This window comes from Streptomyces sp. NPDC052910 (genome assembly GCF_055585605.1).
The window spans coordinates 398,199-421,599 of sequence record NZ_JBVJJR010000002.1 but is presented as its reverse complement, the minus strand read 5'-3'; the positions used below and the strand labels follow the sequence as shown (position 1 = coordinate 421,599).

The window sequence follows — 23,401 nt, the reverse complement described above, 5'->3', positions numbered from 1 at the left end:
GATCCGCTCCGTTGTCGTCGGCCGGTGTCCCCTCCCGCACGTCAGCCGGCCCGCCTCCCGCCGACGGGGGGCACCGCGGCCGACCGCCCGGTGCCCCAGCGGCCGGGCTTCGGGCCGACGGTCAGCTCCAGGCGCTCCCCGTGCCGCAGGGCCGCGGTCGTCAGATAGGTGCGGTCGAAGGCCGTGCCGTCCAGTCGGGCCGTCTGGATGTACCGGTCGGCGGCCGAGGTGCCGGGCGCGCTCACGGTGAACCGGCCGTGCGGGTACCAGCGCCGGTCCAGGCGCAGCTCCACGCGGTCGAACACCGGGGTGCTCAGCCCCCACACGTCCGTCCCCGGCCGCACCGGGTAGACGCCGATCGCCGAGAGGACCATCCAGGACGACATCGTGCCCAGGTCGTCGTTGCCGGTCATCCCGTCGGGCGCGTCCGTGAACAGGGTCAGCGCGGCGTGCACGACGTCCGTGGTCTTCCAGGGCCGGCCGGTGGCCAGGTAGGTGTAGGGGGCGATGAGGTCCGGCTCGTTCTGCGGGTTGTACTTGTCGGCGTTGTAGTAGTCGTACGGGCCGTGCACCCACACCTCGCGGGCGGTGCGCGCCGGATCGGCGAGCAGCTTGTCGTAGGCGAAGAAGGAGTCCAGCCGCTTCTCCGCCGCCTCCCGGCCGCCGATCAGTTCGATCATCCCCGGCAGGTCCTGGGGGACCAGCCACTGGTACTGCCAGGCGGTTCCCTCGTGGAAGCCGGGGCTCTTCGCCGGGTCGGCGGAACCGGTGAACGCGCCCTTCGCGTCACGGGGCCGGAAGAAGCCGGTCGCCGGGTCGAACAGCTTCCGGTAGTTGCGCGACCGGTCCGCGTACCGCTTGGCGTCGTCGCGGTGGCCGAGCGCCTCCGCCATCTCCGCCAGCACCCCGTCGGCCAGCGCGTACTCCAGGGTGGCGGAGGCACCCTGCCGGAAGTCGGAGTCGCCGGGCTTGTGCCGGGACAGCTCGGGTGCGAGCGGGACGTAACCGGCCGCCAGGTAACGCTCGTTGCCGTCCCGTCCCAGGTACGGCGAGTCGGCGGGCGGCACCCCGTCCGCGTTCCGCTTCAGCGCCGTGTACGCCTCCTCCTCGTGGCCCGCGAGCAGGCCCTGCCGGTAGGCGTTGGTCAGGTACGGGGTGACGGGGTCACCGGTCATGATGTTGGTCTCGACCGGCCCGTACCCCCACTTGGGCAGCCACCCGCCCTCGGCGTCGATCCGCAGCACGGACAGCGCCATGTCCCGGGCCTCGGCGGGCGCCAGCAGGGACAGCAACTGCGCCTGGGTGCGGTAGGTGTCCCACAGCGACCAGTTCTGGTAGTACGTGAACCCCTTGGCCTGGTGGACCTTCCCGTCCCAGCCGGTGTAACGGCCGTCGGTGTCGCTGCCGGTGTTGGGGGAGAGGAACGACCGGTAGAGCGCGGAGTAGAAGGTGCGGCGCAGCGTCCGGCTCCCGCCCTGCACGGCGACGTCGCCCAGCCGCTTCTCCCACGCGGCGCGCGCCGCCTCGGCCGTCCGGTCGAAACCGGCCTCCTCGGCGGCCAGATTGCGCCCCGCGCCGTCCGCGTCCACGTAACTGACGGCGGTGGTCGCCTCGACGCGCTGCTCGGCGCGGGTGTCGAAGCGCACCCAGGCACCGTTCCGGCCGGTGCCGGAGGACGCCCGGGAACCGTTGCTCACGCGGTCGCCCTCCCAGGTGCCGAAGGCGGAGAACGGCCGGTCGAAGCGGGTCAGCGTGTGCACGGTGTACGGCCGGGTGTCCTGGCAGAAGCCCCGCCCGGTGACCGTGGCCCGCACGGTGCGGTCATCGACGACCTCCACCTTGCTGGAGACGCCCTTGTGCAGCGACTGCCCGGCGTTCAGGAGCACGTTGGCGTGGTCGGTGGCCGGGAAGGTGAAGCGCTGGCGTCCGGTGTGCGTGGTGGCCGTGAGCTCCGCGGTGATGCCGGAGCCGAGCCTCACCCGGTAGTACCCGGGACGGGCCGACTCGTCGGCGTGGGCGAAGGCGGCGGCGTACTTGGCGTTGTCGGTCTCCGTCACCTCGCCGGTGGTCGGCAGGACGGGCAGATCACCGCCGATCCGGCAGCCGACCCCGGAGAGATGGACGGTCGAGAAGCCGCGGATACGGGTGTGCTTGTAGTCGTACCCCATGGGGTGCCCCGTGTCGGGCGAGAGCTGCACCATGCCGAAGGGAACGGCGGCGCCGGGGAAGGTGTTGCCTTCGTTCTTGGTGCCGATGAAGGGGTTGACGAGATCGGTCAGGCGCTCGGGGGCGGCGCCGTCCCGGCGGATGTCCGCCGACCCGGCGGCGGGGGCCGGGGGCGCGAACACGGCCGGCCCGCCGAGGGCGGCCACCACCAGGGCCAGAAGCGCGGCGCGGGCGCGCCGCGGCCGCTGGTGTCGTCCCGTGCGTCTCCGTCTCATCGTCCACGTCCCTCGGGTGCCGGCGCAGGACCGGCGGGGTCGGCGGGGTCGGCGGAACGGCCGATCGGAGCGGGTTCCGGGCCGACATCGTTGTCAGGTGGAGGCTCACCCGGACGGCACGGGGTGTCAAGGATGCGGCGGGTGGTGGGCGTGGTGATCCGGCCGCTTGGGCTGTCGCGTTCCGTCACGCGAAATGGACGGCCAGGGGCACAGAATGACGCCACCTCAGATGCATGCCTCGGTGTACAGTACGGGCGTTCGGATCGAACAGTTGACGGGTCGAAGGCCTTTTCGCAGGGCAACGGCACGAGCGGTCCACTCGGGGGGAAACCGGCCGGAACCGGCCCCTCCCCGCGACCGCACACGGACCCGTCGACAAGTAGCGGTACCACTTCCCGCGCCGGCCTCGGGGGCGGCAGGCCGGGGTTTCCAGGGGAACGGCGGGGCTGGCAGTGGGGGGACGACGCACGCGCCCAGGGGGCGCGCGGGGGCCGGGGGCGGAGGAAGCCACCGGCTCGGCTGTGGCGTGCTCTGGACTCTCCGCCCATGGCGGCCCGCCGTGCCGGTGCCCCACCGCCCGCCACGGGCTCCGGCACCACCGCCGCCTCATCTGCCGTACCCGCCGACCGCACCGCACCGCACCGCACCGCACCGCGTCCCACCGCCCGCCGGGCGACGCACGACGCGCCGGCCTCTCGCCGCCTGACCTCCTGAGGAGAGAAACCGCATGTCACAGTCCGTACGCCCGAGAACGGCCGTCGCTCTGTCCGGCGCCCTGCTCGGCACGGCACTCCTGATTCCGACGGTGAGCGCTGCGCCTGCGGGGGCGGAAGAGAAGGGGGCTGTTTCGACGGCGCCGCTCGACTCGCCGGACAAGGCGGCCGTGGCCTGGGCGGTGTCCCAGCTTGTCATGGATCGGGGTACGAGTCCCGACCGCAGCCAAGGCAACCACGTGCGGGACGACGCCGATCTGACCGCCGATGTCGTGATCGGCGCCGCGGCCACGAAGAGTGCGGAGGACGCGGGCAGTCGCATCACCGACTGGCTGCAGAACAACGCCGGGACTTACCTCCACCCCGATGGTGGAACGGCCACGTCCGCCGGCGCGGCGGCCAAGCTCATTCTCGTGGCGACGCTGGAGGGGCGTCACCCGACGGCTTTCGGTCCCGATCCGAAGGGCGGCAGCATCAACTTGGTCGAACTGCTGCTGAAGACCCAGCAACAGGAGAGCGGCCTGTTTTTGGACAAGACGCTTGATGCCGACAAGGACAAGGCCGGGCGGTTCGCGCAGTCGCTCGCGATCCTCGCCCTGGAAAAGTCGCGACCGAAGGTCGCCAACGATCCGAACCTCGTCAAAAGGCTGGACGAGGCCCTGGGCAAGGCGGTCCTGTACCTCCACGGCACCCGGTGCGCCATGGATGGCGGGTTCACATCCGAGGCGCACCCCGATCCCAAGAAATGCGTGTCGGACGTCGAGTTCACGGCGATGGCGGTTCAGGCCCTGACTTCCACCCCGGCAAATAACACACGGAACCTGGCGCTGCAGGGCGCTCTCTCCTGGCTCAAGCGCAACCAGGACGAGGATGACGGATTCTTCACGGACGCCAAGGAAAACAAGAGCGTCCGTGCTACTGCTCTAGGGGTGCAGGCGCTGTCGGCGGGCGGCGAGGGGCCCAGGGCCGAGCTGGGCGTTCAGTGGCTGCGGACGTTGCAATTCACCTGCTCGGCCCCCAAGGCTGATCGCGGAGCCCTCCGCCGTGCGGAGGGGGAGGCCAGAGGTTCTTTGGTTTCCACTGTGCATGCGATTCCCGGTCTCGCCGGGGTGCCGTACACGTCGATCGCAGAAATCGGCGAAGCAAGCAATTTCCGCCCGACGCATGTGATCAAGTGCGCGGGCGACGGAAGCTCGACCGGTACCTCCGGTGGCACCGGCGGCACCACCGATCCCGGTGGTGACACCAGTGGCAAGGGCAAGCCCAGCAAGAGCCCCAGCCCTTCGACCAGTTCGCCGGCGCCCGGACAGACCTCGTCGGAGACGGCCTCGCCGTCGCCCTCGGCCTCGACGACGTCCACGGCCGACACGACCACCGGCGGGACCGGATCCGGGGGGACCGGCTCGTCGTCCACCGGCTACGGCTCGTCGGGCGGTAGCGGCGACACCGGCAGCAGCGGCAAGCTCGCGGCCACCGGCGCCGACCGGACCGTTCCGCTCGCCGTGGGTGCGGGCGCGCTCGTGGTCGCCGGTGCCGGAGCCGTCGCCTTCGCGCGCCGGCGCAAGGGCGACCGCGCCTGACGCGGCCTCGCGGGCACCCTCCGATCGCGGATGGGAGGATGCCCTTCGGCCCGCACCGGGCAGGCGGCGGGTGCGACCGCACCCGGGAGCCCGCAAGGGTGCGGGCCGACTCGTTCCCACCCGCCCCTGCTGCTCACCGAGGACCGTCCGCCCCATGTCCCTCTCATCTCTCCCGTCCCTCCCCGAACTCGCCGCCGCGAACCCCTTCTTCGCCCTCCGCACAGGCGGCGACGGACGCGAGGCGGCCGGCGGCTGTCTGCCGCTCGGCGGGGAGGCCGTGCGGCTGCGGGTGGAGACCGTGGGGCGGCGGTTGGGGACGGGGGAGTGGCGGGTGGCCGCGTCCGTGGCGTTTCAGGGGATCGCCGGGCGGCTGTTGTCGGTGGCGCTGGGCGCGGCCGTCCTCGGTGGGCGGGTGCCGGACCTCGCCGGTGACGCGCTCCGGTGGAACCCCCTGCTGTCGGCGCCCGACGACCTGTGGCTGCCGGAGGCGCCGCCGCTGCCGTCCGGTTTGGATCCGGTGGCCGGGATCGTCGCCACGGTGGTCGAGGGGCGTCTCGTGACGCTGCACGATCTCGTCCGGGACGAGGTTCCGGTCTCGTCGCGGGTCCTGTGGGGGAACGCGGGCTCGTCGCTCGGGGGCGCGCTGCGGGCGCTGTATGGCTGGTGCGTGGAGCGGGGGCGGCCCGCGGAGGCCGCCCGGGCGCTCGCGTACGCCCGTGAGCTGCTGGAGCACCCGCTGCTGGCGGGGACCGGCCGGCTGGCCGTCACCCCGGCGGCGGGGCCGGAGTTCGTCCGCACGACCTGCTGTCTGTACTACCGCGTGCCGTCCGGCGGCGGCATGTGCGGCGACTGCGTCCTCCGCCACCCGCCCCGGGCCGCGCGGCACCGGGCTGGCTGACGGGCCGCCACCGCGCGTCATTCACCGTTCGCCTCGCGGGCGCGCGGTTTGGCGCGGACGTGCATCCGCTCGCCCTGCCGCCCGAAGATGCTGAGCATTTCGACCGGCCCCTCGCCCGTGGTGCCGAACCAGTGCGGCAGCCGGGTGTCGAACTCCGCCGCCTCGCCCGGGCCGAGGACCAGGTCGTGGTCGGCCAGCACCAGGCGCAGCCGGCCGGAGAGGACGTACAGCCACTCGTACCCCTCGTGTGTGCAGGGCTCCGGCGTCGTCCTGCTCGCGGGCAGCACCGACTTGAACGTCTGGAGGGAGCCCGGTTGCCGGGTGAGGGGTACGACGACGGTCCCGTTGACGTGCCGGGGCGTCATCCGGACGCGGGGGTCACCGACCTCAGGGGCGCCCACCAGCTCGTCCAGCGGTACTTGGTGCGCCTGCGCGATCGGCAGCAGGAGCTCAAGGCTGGGGCGGCGCAGACCGGACTCCAGGCGCGAAAGGGTGCTCTTGGAGATGCCGGTGGTCTCGGACAGGGCCGACAGGGTCACGCCGCGCTCGGTGCGCAGCCGCTTGAGACGCGGGCCGACCTCCGTGAGGGCGCGGGCGATGGCGGGTGAAGGGTCCACGCTGACATTGCACCCGGTCGTGCCGGAAATGGCAACAGCGGTTGCCGGGGCGGCGACCGGGTCGCGCGGCGGGGAGGAACGGACCGGGCCGGACCTCCGGCGCCGACGCGGCGAAGGGCTGTGCCGGAACGGACGGACCGGAAACAATCGTCCTCGTCCGACACCTGTCCCATCACAGGCGACCGGCTGGCCCACCACCGGCCAGTCCACCACCGGCTGGTCCACCCACTTCCGCAGCAGCCCTTCCCGCTCCGCCCTGCGGGGCGAACCGCCCTTCCACCGGCGGCCCCGGCTCCCCTCGCTCCGGTACGACCACATCGACTTCCTCGGCCGCTGCTCTTGCACCCAGCCTGCGGACCGGGCCTGCGGCACCGGGCTGCGGCAGGGGTGCGACCCGGCCGCATGGCACGGGAGCGCAAAGAGCCCTCCGCGTGTCCGGCGTGTCAGGGGATCCGGGCCTCGATGTGGGCGAGTTGGGCGGCGAGGATTTCCTCGAACGCGGCGCGGCGGTCCGCGCCGAGGGGGCGGATGTCGCGGGCGAAGTGGGCCAGGGCGGGGAAGCGTTCGGGGTCGGCGCCGAGTACCGCGACGCGGAACTGCTCCATGGCCTGTTGGTGATCCTTGGGGGTGATGGTGCTGATGCCGGCCTCGGAGGCGATCAGCGCGGCGAGGAGGATCACGATGCGGTGGTATCGCGCCGGGATCTCCTCGTCGGGCAGGCCGGATGCGCGCAGGGCCTGTAGCAGTTCCTCCATGACCAGTCGGGATCCGGTGCTGCTGGATCCGTAGCGTCCCCACACCGTGGCGAGATGGGGTTGCTCGCCGAATGCCTCGCGCAGGTGCAGGGCAAGGGCGGTGATGCGCTGCTTCCAGTTGCCCTGGGGGCGGTAGCCGTCCATGGCGGCCAGCAGGATCCGGTCGGCAACCGCACGCACCAGTTCGGTCTTGTTGCGGAAGTGCCGGTAGAGGCTGGAGGAGTCGGTCCCGAGCGCCGAGGCGAGTTTGCGCACGCTGAACGACTCGGCGTCGCTCGTGCGCAACAGTTCCGCCGCCGCGTCCAGGATCTCCTCGGTCGACCATCGCCTTCGGCCAGTCATCTCGCCCCTCTCGTCGGACTCAGCCTAACTTATGCACTTGGTGATGCACGCACCGCGTGCATAATGATCGGCAACGCACTGTCCGGCCAGAACGGCATACCCGGCGTCCGGCCGGGGGGGAGAAGGACACATGAGTGAGACCACTGCGACACGGCCGCCGGAGCCGGACTTCTCGGAGATCACGGCCGAGGAACTGCGCGCCTACCGCGACGCGGAGAACGGCTGGCGGGCGTCCGGCACGGCTTGGGACATCCTCGGGGAACCGCATCCCGGCGCCGCGATCGCCTGGCAGCATGTGGCGCTGCCCGGCCGCGACCTCCCGGTCCGGGTGTACCGGCCGGCGCCGACGGGAGACGGCGAAGCCGGCACCCGAACCGACCTGCCACTCGTGATCCATGTCCATGGAGGCGGCTTCGTGGGCACGGCGGCGCAATGCGACTGGCCCAACAGCCACCTCGCCGTGGGACTGCCCGCCCTCGTCGTCTCGGTCGAGCACCGCCTCCTCGCCCCCGGCAGCCCGCTCGCGGACGCCGCCGACGACGGCTGGGACGTGCTCCGGCACGTGGTGCGGCACGCCGCGCAGTGGGGCGTCGACCCGGCGCGCGCGGCCGTCTTCGGTGAGAGCTGCGGCGCGTTGATCAGCGCGCTGACGGCCATCCGGGCCAGGGAAGCCGGCTTGATGCTCAAAGCGCAGGTACTGGTCAACCCCGCGGTCGACGTGACCGAGACGATGTTCGACCACCCCTCGATCGCCGAGTACGCGTACAGCCCGACCCGGGCCCTGCCGCAACTGCGGCTCATCCAGCGGCTCGCCGTCCTGCCGGGAGGCGACGCCGGCGCGGTCTCGCCGCTGTACGCGGACGACCTGAGCGGGCTCGCCCCGGCGCTCGTGGTGGTGCCCACCCAGGACGCGCTCGCCGACCACGGCCGCCGCTACGCCGAGCGGCTGCGCGCGGCAGGGACGCCCGTGCGGCTTTCCGAATACCCGGGAGCACAGCACGCGTTCCTCACCTTGCCCGGCGTGGAACCACAGGCCGAGGCCGCCCAGGCGGAGATCCTCGCGTTCCTCCGCGCGGCCCTGGCGAAGTGACGGAGGAAACGATGCACCCCACCCTCGGACCCGACGGCCCGGCGCTCTCCCGACTCGGCCTCGGCTGCATGAGCATGACCGGCACCTACGGCCCCACCGACCCGGACGAAGCCGCGGCCACCGTGCTGGAGGCCCTCGAATCGGGCGTCACCATGTTCGACACCGGCGACTTCTACGGCGACGGGGCGAACGAGGAACTCCTCGGCCGGACCCTCGCACCGCACCGCGGCCGCGCCGTGCTGGCCACCAAGACCGGAGTCCGCCGCACCGCCGAGGGCCTGGTCCCCGCCGGCTCTCCCGACGACCTGCGGCGTGCCTGCGAAGCGTCATTGCGTCGGCTGCGCACCGATCACATCGACCTGTACTACCTCGCCCGCGTCGACCCCGCCGTCCCCGTCGAGGAGTCCGTCGGCGCCCTGTCCGACCTGGTCGCCCAGGGCAAGGTGGGCCACATCGGCCTGTCCGAAGTCTCGGTCGCCACCCTCGCCCGCGCCCACGCCATCCATCCGATCAGCGCAGTCCAGACCGAGTACTCGCTGTGGGAACGCCACGTCGAAAACGACATCCTGCCCGCGGTCCGCAGTCTCGGCGCCACCCTGGTCGCCTACAGCCCGCTCGGCCGCGGCCTGCTCACCGGGGCCGTCCGCGCCACCACGCGCTACGCACCCGGCGACTTCCGCGCCACCGCTCCCCGCTACAACGGCGACGACCTCACGTCCAACCTGGCCATCGTCGATGCCCTCACCCGCGTCGCCGCCGCCAGGAGCGCCACCCCGGCCCAGATCGCCCTCGCCTGGCTCCTCACCCGCGGCAGCGACGTCGTCCCCATCCCCGGCAGTTCCCGCCGCCTCCACCTGCGCGAGAACCTGGCCGCCCTTGACCTGCCCCTGAGCGCCACCGACCTCGTCGACATCGACGATGCCGTCCCCGGTACCGGTGCCCAAGGGGCCCGGTACGGCGACAACGGCATCGCCCTGATCGATCGATGACGAGAGAAGCACCCTGGCGACGAACCCACCCCACGCCCGAGCACGGCTCGGAGCGACGCACGCGGGCCTTGCGCTCACTGTCCTCGCGACGATCGCCACGTACGTCGACCGCGGCACCGCCCACCTGCCGGCCGACCCCGTCTTGTCGCGTGGTTGCTGACCAAACGCACCTCTATCGGCCCCTGAGGGACAGGAGAAGCCATGTTCGACGACCTCGATCTTTCATCGTTGGCCCGTCGCCCCGGAGTGAAGTGGAGCCGGGCCGAGCCGGGTGTGCTGCCGGCATGGATCGCGGAGATGGACTTCCCGCCGGCCCCCGCCGTACAGGAGGCCCTCATGCGGTGTGTGCGGGAAGGCCTGGGATACCCCTCGTGGGACGGGCACCCCGAGCGGATCCCCCTGCGGGCCGCCTTCGCCGAGCGCATGCGCGAACGCCACGGCTGGGTGCTCGACCCCGGCCACGTCCGGGAGTTCACCGACATCAACCAGGGTCTCCAGGCCGTCCTCCGCGTCGCCACGCGCCCCGGCGACGGCGTCGCCCTGCACACTCCGGCGTATCCGCCCTTCCTGGAAACGGTGACGGGCATGGAGCGGCGCCCGCACCCCGTCCCGTACGTCCTTCAGGACGACGGCTGGGTCTTCGACGCCGAGCGGCTCGACCGGGAACTGGCCGGTGGCGGCTGCCGGGTGCTGCTGCTGGTGAACCCGCACAACCCGACCGGGCGCGTGCTGCGCCGCCAGGAGCTGGAGACGGTCGCCGAACTGGCCCTGCGCCACGACCTGCTGGTCATATCCGACGAGATCCATTCCGACCTCGTGCACCGCCCGCACCGGCACATCCCCTTTGCCTCCCTGTCGTCCGAGGCGGCCGCCCGGACGGTGACTCTCACCTCCGCGACCAAGGCGTTCAACGTGCCGGGGGTACGCTGCGCCGTCGCGCACATCGGCGCGGCCGACGTGCGCACGGCCCTGTCAAGCCCGACCCATCTGTACGGCGAGCCCAACACCTTCGGCGTAGCCGCCACCTTGGCCGCCTGGCGGGACGGTGACTCCTGGCTCTCACAGCTACGGCCGGTCCTGGACCGGAACGCCGCGCTGGTCCGTGAGGGGCTGCCACGCGGCATCGGATACCGCGTCCCCGAGGCAGGCTTTCTCGCCTGGCTGGACTGCCGCGCCCTCGGTCTCCCCACCGACCCGCACACCTTCTTTCTGGAGAAAGCCCGTGTCCTGCTGAACGACGGCCGGACCTTCGGGCCCGGCGGCGAGGGCTTCGTCAGGCTCAACTTCGGTACGCCATCGGGCCTCCTGCGGGACATCCTGGGGCGTATGCGCGAGGCCGTGGGCTGATCGCGCCCTCCGCGACAGCCCTGGACGGCCTCCTGGCCGATCCGAAGCAAGAAGAGCGTCCGGCTGGGACGTGCGTCCAAACCGGGAGCGGCGACTGCACGCCTGTCCGAAGTGAGACGCCCAGCCCGGCTCGTCGTGCCGCTCGCGCGGCGGTGCGGTCGCCTCCGCCTACCCCACCCGCCGCTTCACGATGATGCCCCGGCCGAAGAAGGCGCTGCGGGTGCCGACCCCGGCCGACCGGGGTCGGGCCGACCGTGGCGGCCGGGCACCCCGCCCCCCCCCGCGCCGATCGACCCGGACCTGCCGAGCGCGGACACCGGCCGGGTCGCGGGTCGCGAACGGTGAAGTGTGGGGTGGGGAGTGTGGTCAGGCCGGGCCGGCTCCGCCCGGGAGCCGCTCGCCGTCGTGACCGGCCTCCTCGGCCGCCCTCGCCCTCGCGCCCGCTCCCGCGTCCCCGCCTCCGCCTCCGGCGAACAAGCCGTCCAGGTGCCGGTCGACGGCGGCGAGGGTGGCCTCGGGGGTCGTCACGCCCAGTTCGATGAGCGTGGTGAAGCCGGTGAGGGCGAGGAGCAGGTCCGTCTCGACCACCGGGTCGCGGTCGGCGGCGATGTGGCCGTCCGCGATGGCCTGGCGGATCAGGCGTTCCACCATGTCCCGCCCCTGGAGCAGGCCGTCGCGTGCCTGTGCGTGGACGTTCTCGTCGTGCAGCGCTTCCACGAAGTAGGCGGCGCTCATCCGGCTCGTCGCGCGGGCGTCGGGGCGGAGGGGGAGGGTCTCCGTGAGCATCGCCCGGAGGACGTCGCGGGGGTGCGGCCGGTCGCCCAGTTCCGTCAGGCGCCGCCCGACGCGCAGCGCCGTCTGCTCGGACGCGAAGTCCATGGCGAACGAGAGCATCGCCGCGCGGGAGGCGAAATAGTGCTGGAGCGAGCCGTGGGAGATGCCCGCTTCCTGGGCGACCTCGCGCAGCGTCGCGTGGGCGACGCCGCGCCGTTCCACCACCCGCCACAAGGCGCGGGCGATCGTCTCGCGGCGTTCGCGGTGGTCGACTTGCTTCGGCATGGTGCCGTATCTCCCCTTCATTTTTTTCTTACGGTTGACATAATACAAGTGGCAGATAACGCTGGAGTCCGAGCGGACTCGTCAGTGCGCAGGTGTGCCGACGTGCAGACAGTAGGCGCTGGAGCGAAGGGGAGAGCAGCGTGGTGGAAGAACGGCCCAGGGTGCGTACGGCGGAAGGTGTGCTGGAGGGCCGGTGGCGGCGGCGGGGGCTCGCGGAGTTCCGTGGCATTCCGTACGCCGAGCCGCCGGTGGGGGCGCTCCGGTTCGCCGCGCCCGTCCCGGCGCGCGGCTGGGACGGGGTGCGGCAGGCGGCGGAACCCGGTCCGCCCGCGCCGCAGTCGGGGCCGGTCCGCACGCGGTCCGCCGGGGGCACGGACTGGCTGACACTTGACGTCCGCACCCCCGACCCGGGGGCGGCGGGGCTGCCGGTGCTGGTGTGGATCCCCGGCGGCGGATACCTGATGGCCGACGCGAGCGACCCGATGTACGACCCGGCGGCGCTCGTCCGGACCGGCCTCGTCGTCGTGAACGTCAACTACCGTGCGGGCGCCGAGGGTTTCACCCTGCTGGACGGCGCCCCGGCCAACCGCGGCTTCCTCGACCAGATCGCCGCCCTGCGCTGGGTCCGGCGCAACATCGCCGCCTTCGGCGGGGATCCCGGGCGGGTCACCGTCGCCGGGCAGTCCGCGGGGGCGGGCTCGGTCGCGGCCCTGCTGACGATGGAACCCGCGCGGGGCCTGTTCCGGCGGGCCATCGCCCACTCGGTGCCCGGCAACCACTGCACCCGCGCGCTGGCGGAAGAGGTCGCGCGGACGCTCGCCGGCCGGCTCGGCGCGGCACCCACCGCCGCGTCCCTGGCCGGAGTCGACCCGTGGCGACTCGCCGATGAGGTCACGGCCCTCGGCGCCGGGCTCCCCGGCCCGTACGCGGGGTGGGGGCGCCTCGCGCGCACCGGCGTCGCGGTGTGTCCCGTCGTCGACGGGGAGGTTCTGCCCGAATCACCCTGGGCCGCGCTGTCCGGCGGCCGGGCGCCCGGGACCGAGCTGCTCGTCGGTCACACCCGCGACGAGTTCCGGCTGTTCAGCGCCATGAGCGGACGGGCGGGCACCTTCACGGAGGAGGACGCGCGCACCGCCCTGGACCTGTTCGCGCCACGACCGGACGGCGCCGCCGCCTACCGCGCGGCGTTCCCCGGAGCCGGCCCGGGCGACCTGCTGGAGACGGTGTACTCGGACGCCCTGTTCCGCATGCCGTCCCTGCGGCTGGCCCACGCCAACGACGCGGCGGGCGGTACCTCGTTCCTCTTCGAACTGTCCCTCGCCGCCGGGGGGTTCGGCGGCGCCCTCGGTGCGTGCCACAGCCTGGACGTCCCCCTGGCGTTCGGCACCCTGGACAGCCCGACCGGCGTCGGACTCCTCGGCGAGCACCCCGCGCCCGAGGCCCAGGAGGTGTCACGCGAACTCCGGCACGCGTGGACCGGATTCGTCACCTCCGGCGACCCCGGCTGGGAACCCGCGCGCCCCGGCACCCGGCTCACCCGCGTCCTCGACACCTGCTCCACGACCCGGCCGTACCCCGAGGCGGCCTCCGCCCGCATCTGGGAGGGCCACGACCCGACACCGTTCGACCTGGGCGCGTAACCGGGGGCGCCCCCCGGCGCCTCCCTCTTCGCCCCTGAGCCCGCTGCCTTCACCCCACGCCCCTGGAGGATCCCCATCATCCCCATACGGACCATACGGACCATCCACGACGTCCCCGTCTTCCTCTGCGCCCCCGACGGCGCGCCGGTACGCAGCGAAGCCGACGTCCTGGACCTCGTGGGCGACGCCGGCCACCACGGTGCCGAGTGGGTCGCCCTCCCCGCAGGACGGCTCGACGAATCCTTCTTCCGGCTGCGCACCCGCTTCGCCGGCGACGTCGTGCAGAAGTTCGCCACGTACCGCCTCGGGCTGGCCGTCATCGGCGACATCTCCCGTCACACGCAGACCAGTTCGGCGCTGCGCGACTTCGTCCGCGAGTGCAACCGCGGGCGCCAGGTCTGGTTCCTCGCCGACATGGGGGAGCTGGAGGAGCGGCTGGGCCGCCGGCGGCCCGGGCGGGCCGGTTCGCCGCCGATGCCCTGAGGGCTCCCGACAGAGCGGAGCCGGGCAGGGAGAAGCGAGCTCAAGGCCGTGGCCGCGCCGCACCGCAAGACCGGGGCGTTCGAGCAGGGCATCAAGGTCCGCCGGCTCCGCAAGGGCTACGCCGTCAACCTTGAGGACCGCAACAGCGCCTCGATCAACTACGGCCACTTCACCAGGGGCGGCACCTGGGTCGACGGCATCCACGCCGTCGAGCTCGTGGTGGGCGCGGGGCGCGGCTTCCGGAGCCGGAGGTGAACGTGTACGTCCTGCCCGACTCCGACTCCGACTCCGACTCCGACGCCCTCGTCCTGAAGGCGTTGCGCGCTTACCTGCCCGCCGGCACGGCGGTGCGGGTGGCCATGCCGCAGCACTGGGCCGGCGTCCTGCCGCTGGTGGTGGCCCGCCGGGTCGGCGGCAAGGCTCGCGACCCGCGCTTCATCGGCTCCGGCATGTTCACCGTCGAAGCCCTCGCCGGCACCCGCCCGGCCGCCTCGCTCCTGGCCCGCCAGGCCCGCGGTGCGCTGCTGGCCGCGTGCCGCGATCAGCACCGGGGCCCGGACGGCTATCTGAGCCGGTTCACCGAGGTCACCGGCCCGTTCCTGACGGGCGACACCCTGACCGCCGGCAACCCCGAAGTCTACCGCTTCACCGCCACCTATCAGCTCAACGCCCGCCCCCTCGCCCCGCGCGCGCCGCTGACGCTGGCACTCGCACCCGGCAGCGGGAACGGCAGGTACTACCGCGCGCAGGTCGCCGGCCCCGCGCGCCTGGATTGGGGAGACGGCCACATGGCCGACATCACTCTCGGAGCCGACCCGGTCGTGGTCGAGCACGAGTACAAGACGCTCGGCGCGCACACGGTCACGGTCACCGACGGCAACACCAAGACCGTGACGACCGCGCCCGTCCTGCCCGTGGAAATCTCCTGGGCCATGGACGCCGGCTCGAACTTCGAGGGCGTCCCGTCGGCCACCGGCGTCAAGCCCGGCGTAAGCGTGGACTGGGGCGACGGCTCCCCGCCGGCCACCCCAGCCGTCTCGGCCGGCAAGCTCACCGAGCGCCACGCGTTCACCGCCGAGGGCGAGAGGACCATCACGGTCACCGTGCCCTCCTGGAAGGACGCCGGTTTCGAGGGACACACCGCCACCACCGCCGTGACCGTGCGTCTGCCGCGCGACCTGAACGTCCAGCTCGGCTACTTCGAGGACGACCCGCGCAAGGTGTCCGCCACCATCCGCAACGCCGTCGCGGGCAAGGGCCGGATCACCTGGGGTGACTGATGACGGCGGACATCGTGGATATCCCCGGAGCCGACTCCGCGGTGACCTGCCACCACACCTACGCCGGGCACCACCCCGCGCTTCGAAGGCTTCTTCGAGGACCGTGTCGGCCGGCACTTCACCTTCACCGGGACCCTGCCGACACCGGCGGTCGAGGCGCCCAAGGACGTGTAGGTCCGGCGTGACGGCGGCGCACCCAACGAGGTGCACGTGATGTGGCTGCCCGTCGAAGGAGCGGAGGACTACACCATCCGCATCCTCAAGAACGGCGACGTCATCCGCACCGTCACCGCCCCCGGCCGGCTCCCGAACGACAACGGCTACCGACAGGCACACGTGGCCCCGGAGCCTTACCCCGTGGTGGGCCAGATCTACGAGTACGACGTCTCCGTCAAGGGCACGGACGCGTGGTCGACACGCGTCGCCCACCAGTGGGCGGGCTCCCAGGTTCTGTGTCGCCGCGACGAGGATGGCAACGGCGCGTGGCACAGGTCTTTCACCCCAGGGGGCCGATCTGAATCAGGCCGAGGCGCAGCGAGGCTGGGCCCCGCTCATGGCTTGATTCCGTTCTCTTGCCCTACCAGCCCCCCAAAGGGGGTAACTCTCTCCTCCTGTATTGAATAGCCCCTGACAAGGCGGGACTCTGCGAAGGAAGCGCGGTAAATCCCGATTCGAAAGGGATACGGCCATGGCTTTACGACGTAGGACGCAGCGGCTGTGCGGGACCGTTCTGCCCGTCGCTGTCGCGTTGGGGCTGCTGGTGGGGTTGCCCACGAGCGCGCAGGCGGCAACCGGCCAGTTCACATACGTACGGTCTGACACGGGGGCGATGGACTCGATCTCCAACCCGCCGAACGACCGGTGCCTGCCGCTTTCCGGCGGCGCGAGCAGGGCCGCCAACTCCACGGACACCACGGCGTTGGTGTACGCGGACTCCTCCTGCCAGCAGCCCCTGGCGGTCGTCGGTGCGGGGACGACCTGGCAGTCGTCCGGACCGTCGGTGCCCGCCCGGAGCGTGCGCTTCGGCAACTCCCCCTAGACCGACACCACGGGCTGGGGGACGCGGGAAAGACCAACCCGGGCGGCTTGACCAGCGCACCCACACCCGCGTCTACCTCATGGGCCGCCGCGCCGAGCCCGTTCAGGGACTTCACGGACGCCTCGCCGCTCTCCAGGGCTGACGCCAGGCCCCGCCTTCCGCGCTGTGCGACGGAGGCGGGGCCTACCCGTGCTTCAAGCGCCTTCAGTCGCCGTCCTCCAGGCGGAAACCGACCTTCAGGCCGACCTGGTAGTGGCCGACCCCGCCGTCGTCGGCGAAGTGACCGCGGACCTGGACCACTTCGAACCAGTCAAGGTTCCTCAGCGTCTGGGACGCGCGGGCGAGGCCGTTGCGGATGGCCTGGTCCACGCCGTCGGGGGACGAGCCGACGATCTCGGTCACGCGGTACGTGTGGTTCGACATGGGCGGGTGCCTCTCCGGACGACTCGGCGGCCTGTCCCTTCACCGTCGTCCCGTCGGCGCTCCGGCGCCAGGTGGAGGCCGCCGTTGGCGTGGTGGCCGCAGCGGTGCGTCGTCGCAGGCGGCTCCTCGGAGGGGGCGGTCAGGTGCGGTGGAGGCGTCGGGCCGTGTGGTGGGCCCATGCGAGCTGGGCGGCGCCCGCTGCCGTGAGCCAGCCGGCCAGGGCGGCCGGGGCGGGGGGCCGGTGGAGGAGGGTGAGGGCGAGGGCCGGGGCGGTGGTGGCCAGGGCGCCGAGGGGGCCGCGGAGGTACCAGCCGGCCAGTTGGAAGACGGCGGTGTTGCCGAACGGCGTGTCCGTCCCGACCACCGCCTGCGGCGGCAGCGCTCCCCGGTACGCGCTGACGAGGGCCGCGCCGACGAGGGCGGGGGCGCTGCCGACGAGCACCGCGAGGCCGGCGTCGCCCCGGCCGGCCGCCACCGCCACCGCCGCGCCGGCCGCCAGACCCGGTACCAGCAGGGCGGCCGGAACTACGGCGTGCCACAGGGCCAGGGCGCCGGAGGAGTAGGGGAGCTGGGCGCGGCGGCGGAGGTCGTCGCTGTCCAGCCGGGCGGGCTCGACCAGGTGGGCGGCCGACAGGTACGCGGCCGTCAGCGCGCACACGGCCAGGACGACGCGTGGGGTGGTGCGGGTGACGGACGGGGCCAGGGAGACCAGCGAGACCGCCACAGCGAGCCAGACCGACGCCCGTACCGTCCGGGCCGGTGCCCGGAGCAGTGCCGTCGCGTCCCGCCACGGTACGAGCAGCCCACGGTGGCGCGGCATCGGCAGCCGCAGGGCGGGGCGTGACGCGGACGCGGGGCCGGTCCGGGTCGCCAGCCGCGCCTGCCGCAGTTCCAGGGAGAACAGGGACGCGGTCATCCGTTCCGCGATCGTGGCCCGGGCGCGCAGGGCCGACGCCGGTATGCCCGGCACCGCCCGCACGGCGGCCACCAGCACCGCCCCCGTCGAAACCGCCGACAGCGCGAGAGCGACGGGCCACCCCGGTGCCGGACCGTCCACGGCCGCCACGAGCGGCTGCGCCGACCAGCCCCACGGGCCCGACCACAGCAGCACCCGCCCGGGCCAGGGGCCCGTGTCGTGCCCGGCCGTCGCCGCCGCGGACAGCGCGAGGCCCGCGAGGAGCGCCGACGCCGCCACCACGCTGAGGACCCGGGGGAGGCGCCCCCGCCACCGCCCGTCGTACCGTTCGACGAGCGCGCCGCACCCTGCGGCGGTGAGCGCGACGGCCGCGCCGCCCCACGCGCCCGCCCCGACGGTCCACGCACGGTCGGCGGCGCCGGACGGGCGGGGCGTGGCACCGGCGGCCGCCACCGTCAGTACGGCACCCAGCACCGCCCCCGCCGCCGCCCCGACGGCCCCGGTGAGACCGGCCGCCTTCGCGAACCGGGGCAGCAGCAGCCGGCCCCGGTCCACCGGGTGTGGCAGCGCCCATCGGACGGTGGGCAGGTCGAGCAGGACCGGTCCCCGCCAGGCCGCGCCGCGGACCAGCGCGTGGAGCGCGGCGGCGCCGAGGACGGGGGCGGTCACCGGCAGGCCGCTCACGAGCCGTTCGCTCAGCACGCCGTGGGCGGACGCGGCGTTCGCCGCCCGGACGACGGCGAGCAGCGCCGGCACCCAGACGACGGCCGTCAGGACGATGCCGTAGAGCGTGACCGCGCCGTCGCGCCGGCGCCGGCGGCTCTCCTCGCGGCGGGCCCGGCGCAGGAACGCCAGCGCGGGGCGGGAGTCCGGCGGACCGGCGGGCGCCGTGGCAGGCGGGATGTTCAGGGGCGTGTCAGACACCGGGCACCGCCTCCGCCGCCGTCGCCGCGCGGACCGTGCCGGAGGCCAGGTCCAGGACGCGGTCGGCCACCGCCGCGGCCACGTCGTCGTGGTGGGTGACGAGCAGGATCGCGGTGCCCGCCAGCTTGTGGGCGCGCAGCCGGCGGCCCAGCTCGGCGCGGGCCGCGACGTCCAGGCGCTGCTCGGGCTCGTCGAGCACCAGCAGGTCGTGCGGGCGCAGGAACGCCGCCGCCAGCAGCATCTGCTGTGTCTGCCCGGAGGACAGCGCGTCCGGCGGCACGTCCGCCCGTTCCGTCAGCCGGTGGGCCGCGAGGACCCGCGCCACCGCCTCCTCCGCCGTTCCGCCCAGGCCGTGCGCCAGCGCGACGAACATCAGGTGCTCACGGACGGTCAGGTCGGGGTAGAAGGAGGCGGGGTCCATGACGGCCGCGAGCCGGCGCCGCACGGCGGGGTCGTCCTCCCGCACCGGCACGCCGTCGAACAGCACCTCGCCCGTGGCGGGCCGCTCCCGGCCCGCGGCCAGCCGCAACAGCGTCGACTTGCCCGAGCCGTTGGGGCCGGTGACGGCGACGCACTCGGCGCGCGACAGCGTGAGGTGCACGGAACGGAGCACGGTGCGGTCGCCGTAACCGTGGCCGACGTCCGTCATCCGGAGGATCGCTGTGCCGGTGCCGGACGGGGACTCGGTCTCGGTCATGGTGGGGTCCCTCCCCTGGGTGGTGCTGGTGGTGCGGGTTGTGCGGGCTGTGCTCGTGAGGCGGCAGGGGAGCGGGGCCTGGGCATGGCGGATCGCGGTGACCGCGTACGGCCCGCCTCCGCGGTACGTGTTCGCCGTACGGCCCTCGCGAGGCGGCCCTGGTGCCGTCGCCGGTGGGCCTACGGGACCACCGTCACCGGCCACCGCCCCGCCTTCACCAGGCGGACCGCGACCGAGCCGACGATGCGGTGGCCCGCCTGCTCCGACGCGCCGACGACGACCGCGTCGGCCTTGAGGTCGTCGGCCGCCTGCACCAGGCCCGAGAAGGGATCACCGCGGAAGGTGTGGAACTCCCAGCGCATGGCGTGCGGGTAGAGGCCGCGCAGCCGCTCGGTGGTCGCGCGGATCTCCGCGAGCAGCTCCTCGGCGACCTCCTCGGTCACCTCGGCCACCGGAGCGCCGAACGCCGCACCGCCCACCAGGACCGGCTGGACGTAGACGATGGCGAGCATCGCGTTCTGCCTGCGGGCCAGCCCGGCGGCGTAGGCGGCGGCGCGCCAGGACGACTCGGAGCCGTCCACCCCGACGACGATGACCTTGGGCCCGTCGGTGCCGCGTTCGAAGCCGGTCGGCAGGCTGCCGTGTTCGGGGGTGGGCTGCTCTTGGTTCACGGGCTCAGGTTACCCGGCGGTGTTTCGCCCCGACCCCTCCCCCGGAGGGGGTGCCCCCACCTTCACCGTTTCTCGCGGGGGCGAGCCCCCGCACCCCCGGACAGGCTGACCGTTCAGCCCGTTGGGGTGCCCCCTCCGGGGGGACCGGGGCACCGCCCGCCGCAGGCGCCCCTACGGCACCGCCAACGACAGCGCGAACCGCCCCGCCGCATCCGTCCACCACCGTCGCAACTCCAGTCCGGCCGCCGCCAGTTCCGTCCGTACCCCCTCCCGCCGGAACTTCGCCGACACCTCCGTACGCAGCTCCTCTCCGGCGGCGAAGTGCACGGCCATGTCCAGGGCCGGGATCTTGGCCAGGACCGGCCGCCGGGCCCGCAGCCGCATCTCGATCCACTCGTGGTGGGCGTCCCACAGGGCCACGTGGGCGAAGTCGGCGGGGTCGAAGTCGGCGCCCAGCTCCCGGTTGACGACCACGAGGACGTTCTTGTTGAAGGCCGCCGTCACCCCCCGCGCGTCGTCGTACGCCGCGACGAGCTCCCGCTCGCCCTTCACCAGGTCGGTGCCGAGCAGCAGGGCGTCGCCCGGGGCCATGCCGGCGCGCAGGCCGGCCAGGAACTCGGCCCGCTCCGCCGGCAGCAGGTTGCCGATGGTGCCGCCGAGGAACGCGAGCAGCCGCGGCCCCGGCGTGTCCGGCAGCGCCAGGCCGTACTGGAAGTCGGCGACGAGGGCGTGCACCCGCAGATCCGGGTGTTCGTCAAGCAGGGTCGCGGCGGCCCCGGACAGGGCGCTCTCGCTGACGTCCACCGGTACGTAGTGGTCCAGCAGGGGCAGGGCCCGGATGAGGTGGCGGGTCTTCTCCGAGGAGCCGGAGCCGAGTTCGACGAGCGTCCGGGCGCCGGTGGCGGCGGCGATGGCGGCCGCGCGGGTGCGCAGGATCTCGCGTTCGGCGCGCGTCGGGTAGTACTCGGGCAGCAGCGTGATCTCGTCGAAGAGCGCGCTGCCCCGCGCGTCGTAGAACCACTTCGGCGGGAGCTCCTTGGGCGACCGGGTCAGCCCCTCGGCGACGTCGGCGCGCAGGGCGGCGGCGGTCGCGTCGGACGGGAGGGTGCGGGAGAGGACGAACTGGCTCACGGACGGCGCTCCTTGCGCGTGCGGCGGGGCGGGGGAAGGCAGAGCTGGGACGAGCAGGGATGGGACGAGCAGGGACAAGAAGGGACACGGCGGGAGGGGAGGGGAAAGGCGGGGGACGAGAGGGAACGGAGGGTCGACGGGATCAGGAGAAGCGGGAGGCAAGCGGGTGGCCAAGGGGGAGGGGCGTCACAGGGACGAGAGGGCGATCCGCGTCCGGTCGGCCGACAGCAGGGTGCCGTCGGGCACCTCGGTCCAGCGCGGGTCGTCGTCGTACGGCTCCGACGCCACCGCGATCCGCTCGCCCGGGCCGGCCAGGTACCACAGGGAGTCCCCGTGCGCCGTGGCCGTGACCGACGAGCCGTCGGTGAGCAGCAGGTTCAGCCGGGAGTGCGGCGCGGCCTGGGCCAGGGCGGTGACCGTGGACGCGAGGGCCCGGTCCGGCGGCTCGCCCCCGTCCAGCCGGTGCGCCACCAGCGCCCAGACGAACGCCGAGTCGCAGCGCGCCTCCAGCCGCAGCAGGGCGGCGGCGGGCAGCAGCGGAGCGAGCGGCGCGGCCGATTCCGGCCAGCCGGTCAGGGCGCCGTTGTGGCTGAACAGCCACGGGCCCGCGGCGAAGGGGGCCGCGGCGGCCTCCCCGTCGGCGCTCGGCCCGGTCGCGTCCCGCACCGCCGCCAGCAGCGCCCGGGACCGCACCACCCGCACCAGATCGGCGAAGGACGGATCCGCCCACACCGGCCCGGCCCGGCGGTACCGGGCGGGCCGCGGGTCGCCGTCCGCGTACCAGCCGATGCCGAACCCGTCCGCGTTCACCGTCCCGTACCGCTGTCTGCGCGGCGCCCAGGACTGCCGGACGAGCGCGTACGGCGGATCGGCGACGGACGCGCCGAGCGGGGCCTCCGGGCCCAGCACGGCCAGGTGCCGGCACATCAGCACGGCTCCGGGTCACGGGCGGTGCGGAAGCCGGCGAGGATCTGCCGGCGCACCGGCAGGTCCCAGTTCCGGAACGTGCCCCGGCAGGCGACCGGGTCCACCCCGAACGACCCGCCCCGCAGCACCTTGTACGCGCTCCCGAAGAAGACCTCCGAGTACTCGCGGTAGGGGAACACCCGGAACCCCGGATACGGCAGGAAGTCGCTCGCCGTCCACTCCCACACGTCCCCGATCAACTGCCGTACGCCCAGCGGCGAGGCGCCGCGCGGGTAGGCGCCGACGGGAGCCGGCCGCAGGTGGCGCTGGCCCAGGTTGGCGTGGGCGGGTGTGGGGTCCTCGTCGCCCCACGGGTAGCGGCGGGAGCGGCCGGTCGCCGGGTCGTACCGGGCGGCCTTCTCCCACTCGGCCTCGGTGGGCAGCCGCCGCCCCGCCCAGGCGGCGTACGCGGCGGCCTCGTACCAGCTCACGTGCAGCACCGGCTCGTCCGGCGGCACCGGCTCCACCACCCCGAAGCGCCGCCGCAGCCAGTTGCCCGGTGCCCCGCCGTCGCGCCGCCAGAACAGCGGCGCGGACAGTCCGTGCCCGCGCACCTGCGCCCAGCCCTCGGGGTGCCACCAGCGGGGGTCGCGGTAGCCGCCGTCCTCGATGAAGTGCGCGTACGCCCGGTTGCTCACCGGCAGGGTGTCGAGGAAGAAGGGGGCCACCACCTGCTCGTGGGCGGGCCGCTCGTTGTCCAGTGCCCACGGCTCCGTCGAGGTGCCCATGGTGAACGGGCCGCCCTCGACGAGCACTTCGACGGGCAGCGCCTCGGCGTCCGGCCCGGCGGGCGGCGGCTCCGGCGCGGTGAGCGCGGGCGGCCCGGCGCGCAACTGGTGGGTGATCAGCATGGTCTCGTCGTGCTGCTGCTCGTGCTGGGCGATCATCCCGAAGGCGAACGCCGCCCGCGCCAGCGGGTCGCCGCCGTCGACCGGTACCCGGTCGAGGACGTCCAGCACCCGCCCGCGGACGTCCGCCACATAACGGCGTGCCTCGTCCGGGGGCAGCAGCGGCAGCTTGGGGCGTTCGGCGCGCGGGTGCTCGAACGCGTCGTAGACGCGGTCCAGTTCGGGCCGCAGCGCCGCGTGCCCGCCCACGGCGCGCAGCAGCCACAGCTCCTCCTGGTTGCCGATGTGGGCCAGGTCCCATACCAGCGGTGACATCAACGGCGAGTGCTGCGCGGTGAGTTCCGGGTCCGGTACGCAGCCCGTGAGCGCGGTGGTGCGCTCACGGGCCGCGAGCAGGACGTCCACGGCGCGCCGCCGGAGCGCGCCGGGATCCGTGCCGTCGGGTTCGGGTCCGGGGCCGGTCGCCGGGGAGGTCGCCTGACCGGGCGCGAGCCCGGTTCGCCGCCCGGTTCCCGGTCCGGCCGCCCGCCCGGCGGCTCCGCGTCCCGCGGC

19 protein-coding genes and 2 pseudogenes are annotated in these 23,401 nt (G+C 73.7%); 10 read left to right on the top strand and 11 right to left on the bottom strand.

From position 1 onward, the window contains the following. Nucleotides 1-41 precede the first annotated feature (41 nt). Complete coding sequence (locus ACZ6X9_RS07650) at nt 42-2,441, bottom strand: GH92 family glycosyl hydrolase (RefSeq protein WP_469777019.1); 2,400 nt, start codon at nt 2,439-2,441, stop codon at nt 42-44. Between the two features lie 727 nt (nt 2,442-3,168). Here ACZ6X9_RS07650 and ACZ6X9_RS07645 point away from each other — a divergent pair. Both ACZ6X9_RS07645 and ACZ6X9_RS07640 read left to right on the top strand, forming a co-directional pair. Continuing rightward, on the top strand, nt 3,169-4,734 hold the full coding sequence (locus ACZ6X9_RS07645; RefSeq protein WP_469777018.1) for a prenyltransferase/squalene oxidase repeat-containing protein: 1,566 nt from the start codon (nt 3,169-3,171) through the stop codon (nt 4,732-4,734). Between the two features lie 154 nt (nt 4,735-4,888). Continuing rightward, entirely contained in the window at nt 4,889-5,632 is a 744-nt protein-coding gene (locus ACZ6X9_RS07640) for a (2Fe-2S)-binding protein (RefSeq protein WP_469777017.1), read from the top strand. A gap of 17 nt (nt 5,633-5,649) precedes the next feature. Here ACZ6X9_RS07640 and ACZ6X9_RS07635 read toward each other — a convergent pair whose 3' ends face one another. Together ACZ6X9_RS07635 and ACZ6X9_RS07630 are read right to left on the bottom strand one after the other, a co-directional pair. After that, nucleotides 5,650-6,249: a helix-turn-helix domain-containing protein gene (locus ACZ6X9_RS07635; RefSeq protein WP_469777016.1), complete on the bottom strand. Its 600-nt coding sequence runs from the start codon at nt 6,247-6,249 to the stop codon at nt 5,650-5,652. Nucleotides 6,250-6,692: 443 nt separating this feature from the next. Then, nucleotides 6,693-7,346, bottom strand: coding sequence for a TetR/AcrR family transcriptional regulator (locus tag ACZ6X9_RS07630; protein WP_469777015.1), 654 nt, complete (start codon nt 7,344-7,346; stop codon nt 6,693-6,695). 130 nt (nt 7,347-7,476) lie between these two features. On the opposite strand from ACZ6X9_RS07630, the gene ACZ6X9_RS07625 reads away from it, so the two are divergent. The 3 genes from ACZ6X9_RS07625 (at nt 7,477) to ACZ6X9_RS07615 (ending at nt 10,772) form a co-directional block, all read left to right on the top strand. Next, a complete protein-coding gene (locus ACZ6X9_RS07625) occupies nt 7,477-8,436 on the top strand; it encodes an alpha/beta hydrolase (RefSeq protein WP_469777014.1) in 960 nt (319 codons plus the stop codon). Nucleotides 8,437-8,447: 11 nt separating this feature from the next. Continuing rightward, nucleotides 8,448-9,425: an aldo/keto reductase gene (locus ACZ6X9_RS07620; RefSeq protein ID WP_469777013.1), complete on the top strand. Its 978-nt coding sequence runs from the start codon at nt 8,448-8,450 to the stop codon at nt 9,423-9,425. 201 nt (nt 9,426-9,626) lie between these two features. Beyond that, entirely contained in the window at nt 9,627-10,772 is a 1,146-nt protein-coding gene (locus ACZ6X9_RS07615; protein ID WP_469777012.1) for a MalY/PatB family protein, read from the top strand. A gap of 366 nt (nt 10,773-11,138) precedes the next feature. On the opposite strand, the gene ACZ6X9_RS07610 is transcribed toward ACZ6X9_RS07615, so the two are convergent. After that, complete coding sequence (locus ACZ6X9_RS07610; RefSeq protein ID WP_469777011.1) at nt 11,139-11,831, bottom strand: TetR/AcrR family transcriptional regulator; 693 nt, start codon at nt 11,829-11,831, stop codon at nt 11,139-11,141. Nucleotides 11,832-11,992: 161 nt separating this feature from the next. On the opposite strand from ACZ6X9_RS07610, the gene ACZ6X9_RS07605 reads away from it, so the two are divergent. From ACZ6X9_RS07605 to ACZ6X9_RS07585, 5 genes and pseudogenes are all read left to right on the top strand, one after another. Beyond that, nucleotides 11,993-13,471 carry a carboxylesterase/lipase family protein gene (locus tag ACZ6X9_RS07605; RefSeq protein WP_469777010.1) on the top strand — a complete coding sequence of 493 codons (1,479 nt, stop codon included), beginning with the start codon at nt 11,993-11,995 and terminating at the stop codon, nt 13,469-13,471. Nucleotides 13,472-13,555: 84 nt separating this feature from the next. After that, nucleotides 13,556-13,954 carry a DUF4180 domain-containing protein gene (locus ACZ6X9_RS07600; protein ID WP_469777642.1) on the top strand — a complete coding sequence of 133 codons (399 nt, stop codon included), beginning with the start codon at nt 13,556-13,558 and terminating at the stop codon, nt 13,952-13,954. Between the two features lie 36 nt (nt 13,955-13,990). Beyond that, nucleotides 13,991-14,209 (top strand): annotated as a pseudogene (locus tag ACZ6X9_RS07595) (DUF5403 family protein); the annotation flags it as partial. A gap of 11 nt (nt 14,210-14,220) precedes the next feature. Continuing rightward, nucleotides 14,221-14,634: pseudogene (locus ACZ6X9_RS07590) on the top strand (phage tail termination protein); the annotation flags it as partial. A 1,288-nt stretch (nt 14,635-15,922) separates the two neighbouring features. Beyond that, nucleotides 15,923-16,273: a hypothetical protein gene (locus ACZ6X9_RS07585; RefSeq protein ID WP_469777009.1), complete on the top strand. Its 351-nt coding sequence runs from the start codon at nt 15,923-15,925 to the stop codon at nt 16,271-16,273. 204 nt (nt 16,274-16,477) lie between these two features. On the opposite strand, the gene ACZ6X9_RS07580 is transcribed toward ACZ6X9_RS07585, so the two are convergent. From ACZ6X9_RS07580 to egtB, 7 genes are all read right to left on the bottom strand, one after another. Continuing rightward, on the bottom strand, nt 16,478-16,696 hold the full coding sequence (locus tag ACZ6X9_RS07580; RefSeq protein ID WP_469777008.1) for a dodecin: 219 nt from the start codon (nt 16,694-16,696) through the stop codon (nt 16,478-16,480). Between the two features lie 139 nt (nt 16,697-16,835). Continuing rightward, on the bottom strand, nt 16,836-18,536 hold the full coding sequence (locus ACZ6X9_RS07575; protein ID WP_469777007.1) for a hypothetical protein: 1,701 nt from the start codon (nt 18,534-18,536) through the stop codon (nt 16,836-16,838). Beyond that, nucleotides 18,529-19,233, bottom strand: coding sequence for an ABC transporter ATP-binding protein (locus ACZ6X9_RS07570; protein WP_469777006.1), 705 nt, complete (start codon nt 19,231-19,233; stop codon nt 18,529-18,531). The genes ACZ6X9_RS07575 and ACZ6X9_RS07570 overlap by 8 nt, the downstream gene beginning before the upstream one ends. Nucleotides 19,234-19,412: 179 nt before the next feature. Next, nucleotides 19,413-19,904, bottom strand: coding sequence for a universal stress protein (locus tag ACZ6X9_RS07565; protein ID WP_469777005.1), 492 nt, complete (start codon nt 19,902-19,904; stop codon nt 19,413-19,415). Between the two features lie 171 nt (nt 19,905-20,075). Then, nucleotides 20,076-21,035 (bottom strand): L-histidine N(alpha)-methyltransferase, encoded by a 960-nt coding sequence (gene egtD / locus ACZ6X9_RS07560; protein ID WP_469777004.1) that lies wholly within the window; start codon nt 21,033-21,035, stop codon nt 20,076-20,078. 186 nt (nt 21,036-21,221) lie between these two features. Then, nucleotides 21,222-21,962, bottom strand: coding sequence for an ergothioneine biosynthesis protein EgtC (gene egtC, locus ACZ6X9_RS07555; RefSeq protein WP_469777003.1), 741 nt, complete (start codon nt 21,960-21,962; stop codon nt 21,222-21,224). Then, the gene (gene egtB, locus ACZ6X9_RS07550; RefSeq protein WP_469777641.1) at nt 21,962-23,254 is read right to left on the bottom strand and encodes an ergothioneine biosynthesis protein EgtB; all 1,293 of its coding nucleotides are present in this window, start codon (nt 23,252-23,254) and stop codon (nt 21,962-21,964) included. The genes egtC and egtB overlap by 1 nt, the downstream gene beginning before the upstream one ends. Between the last annotated feature and the right edge of the window lie 147 nt (nt 23,255-23,401).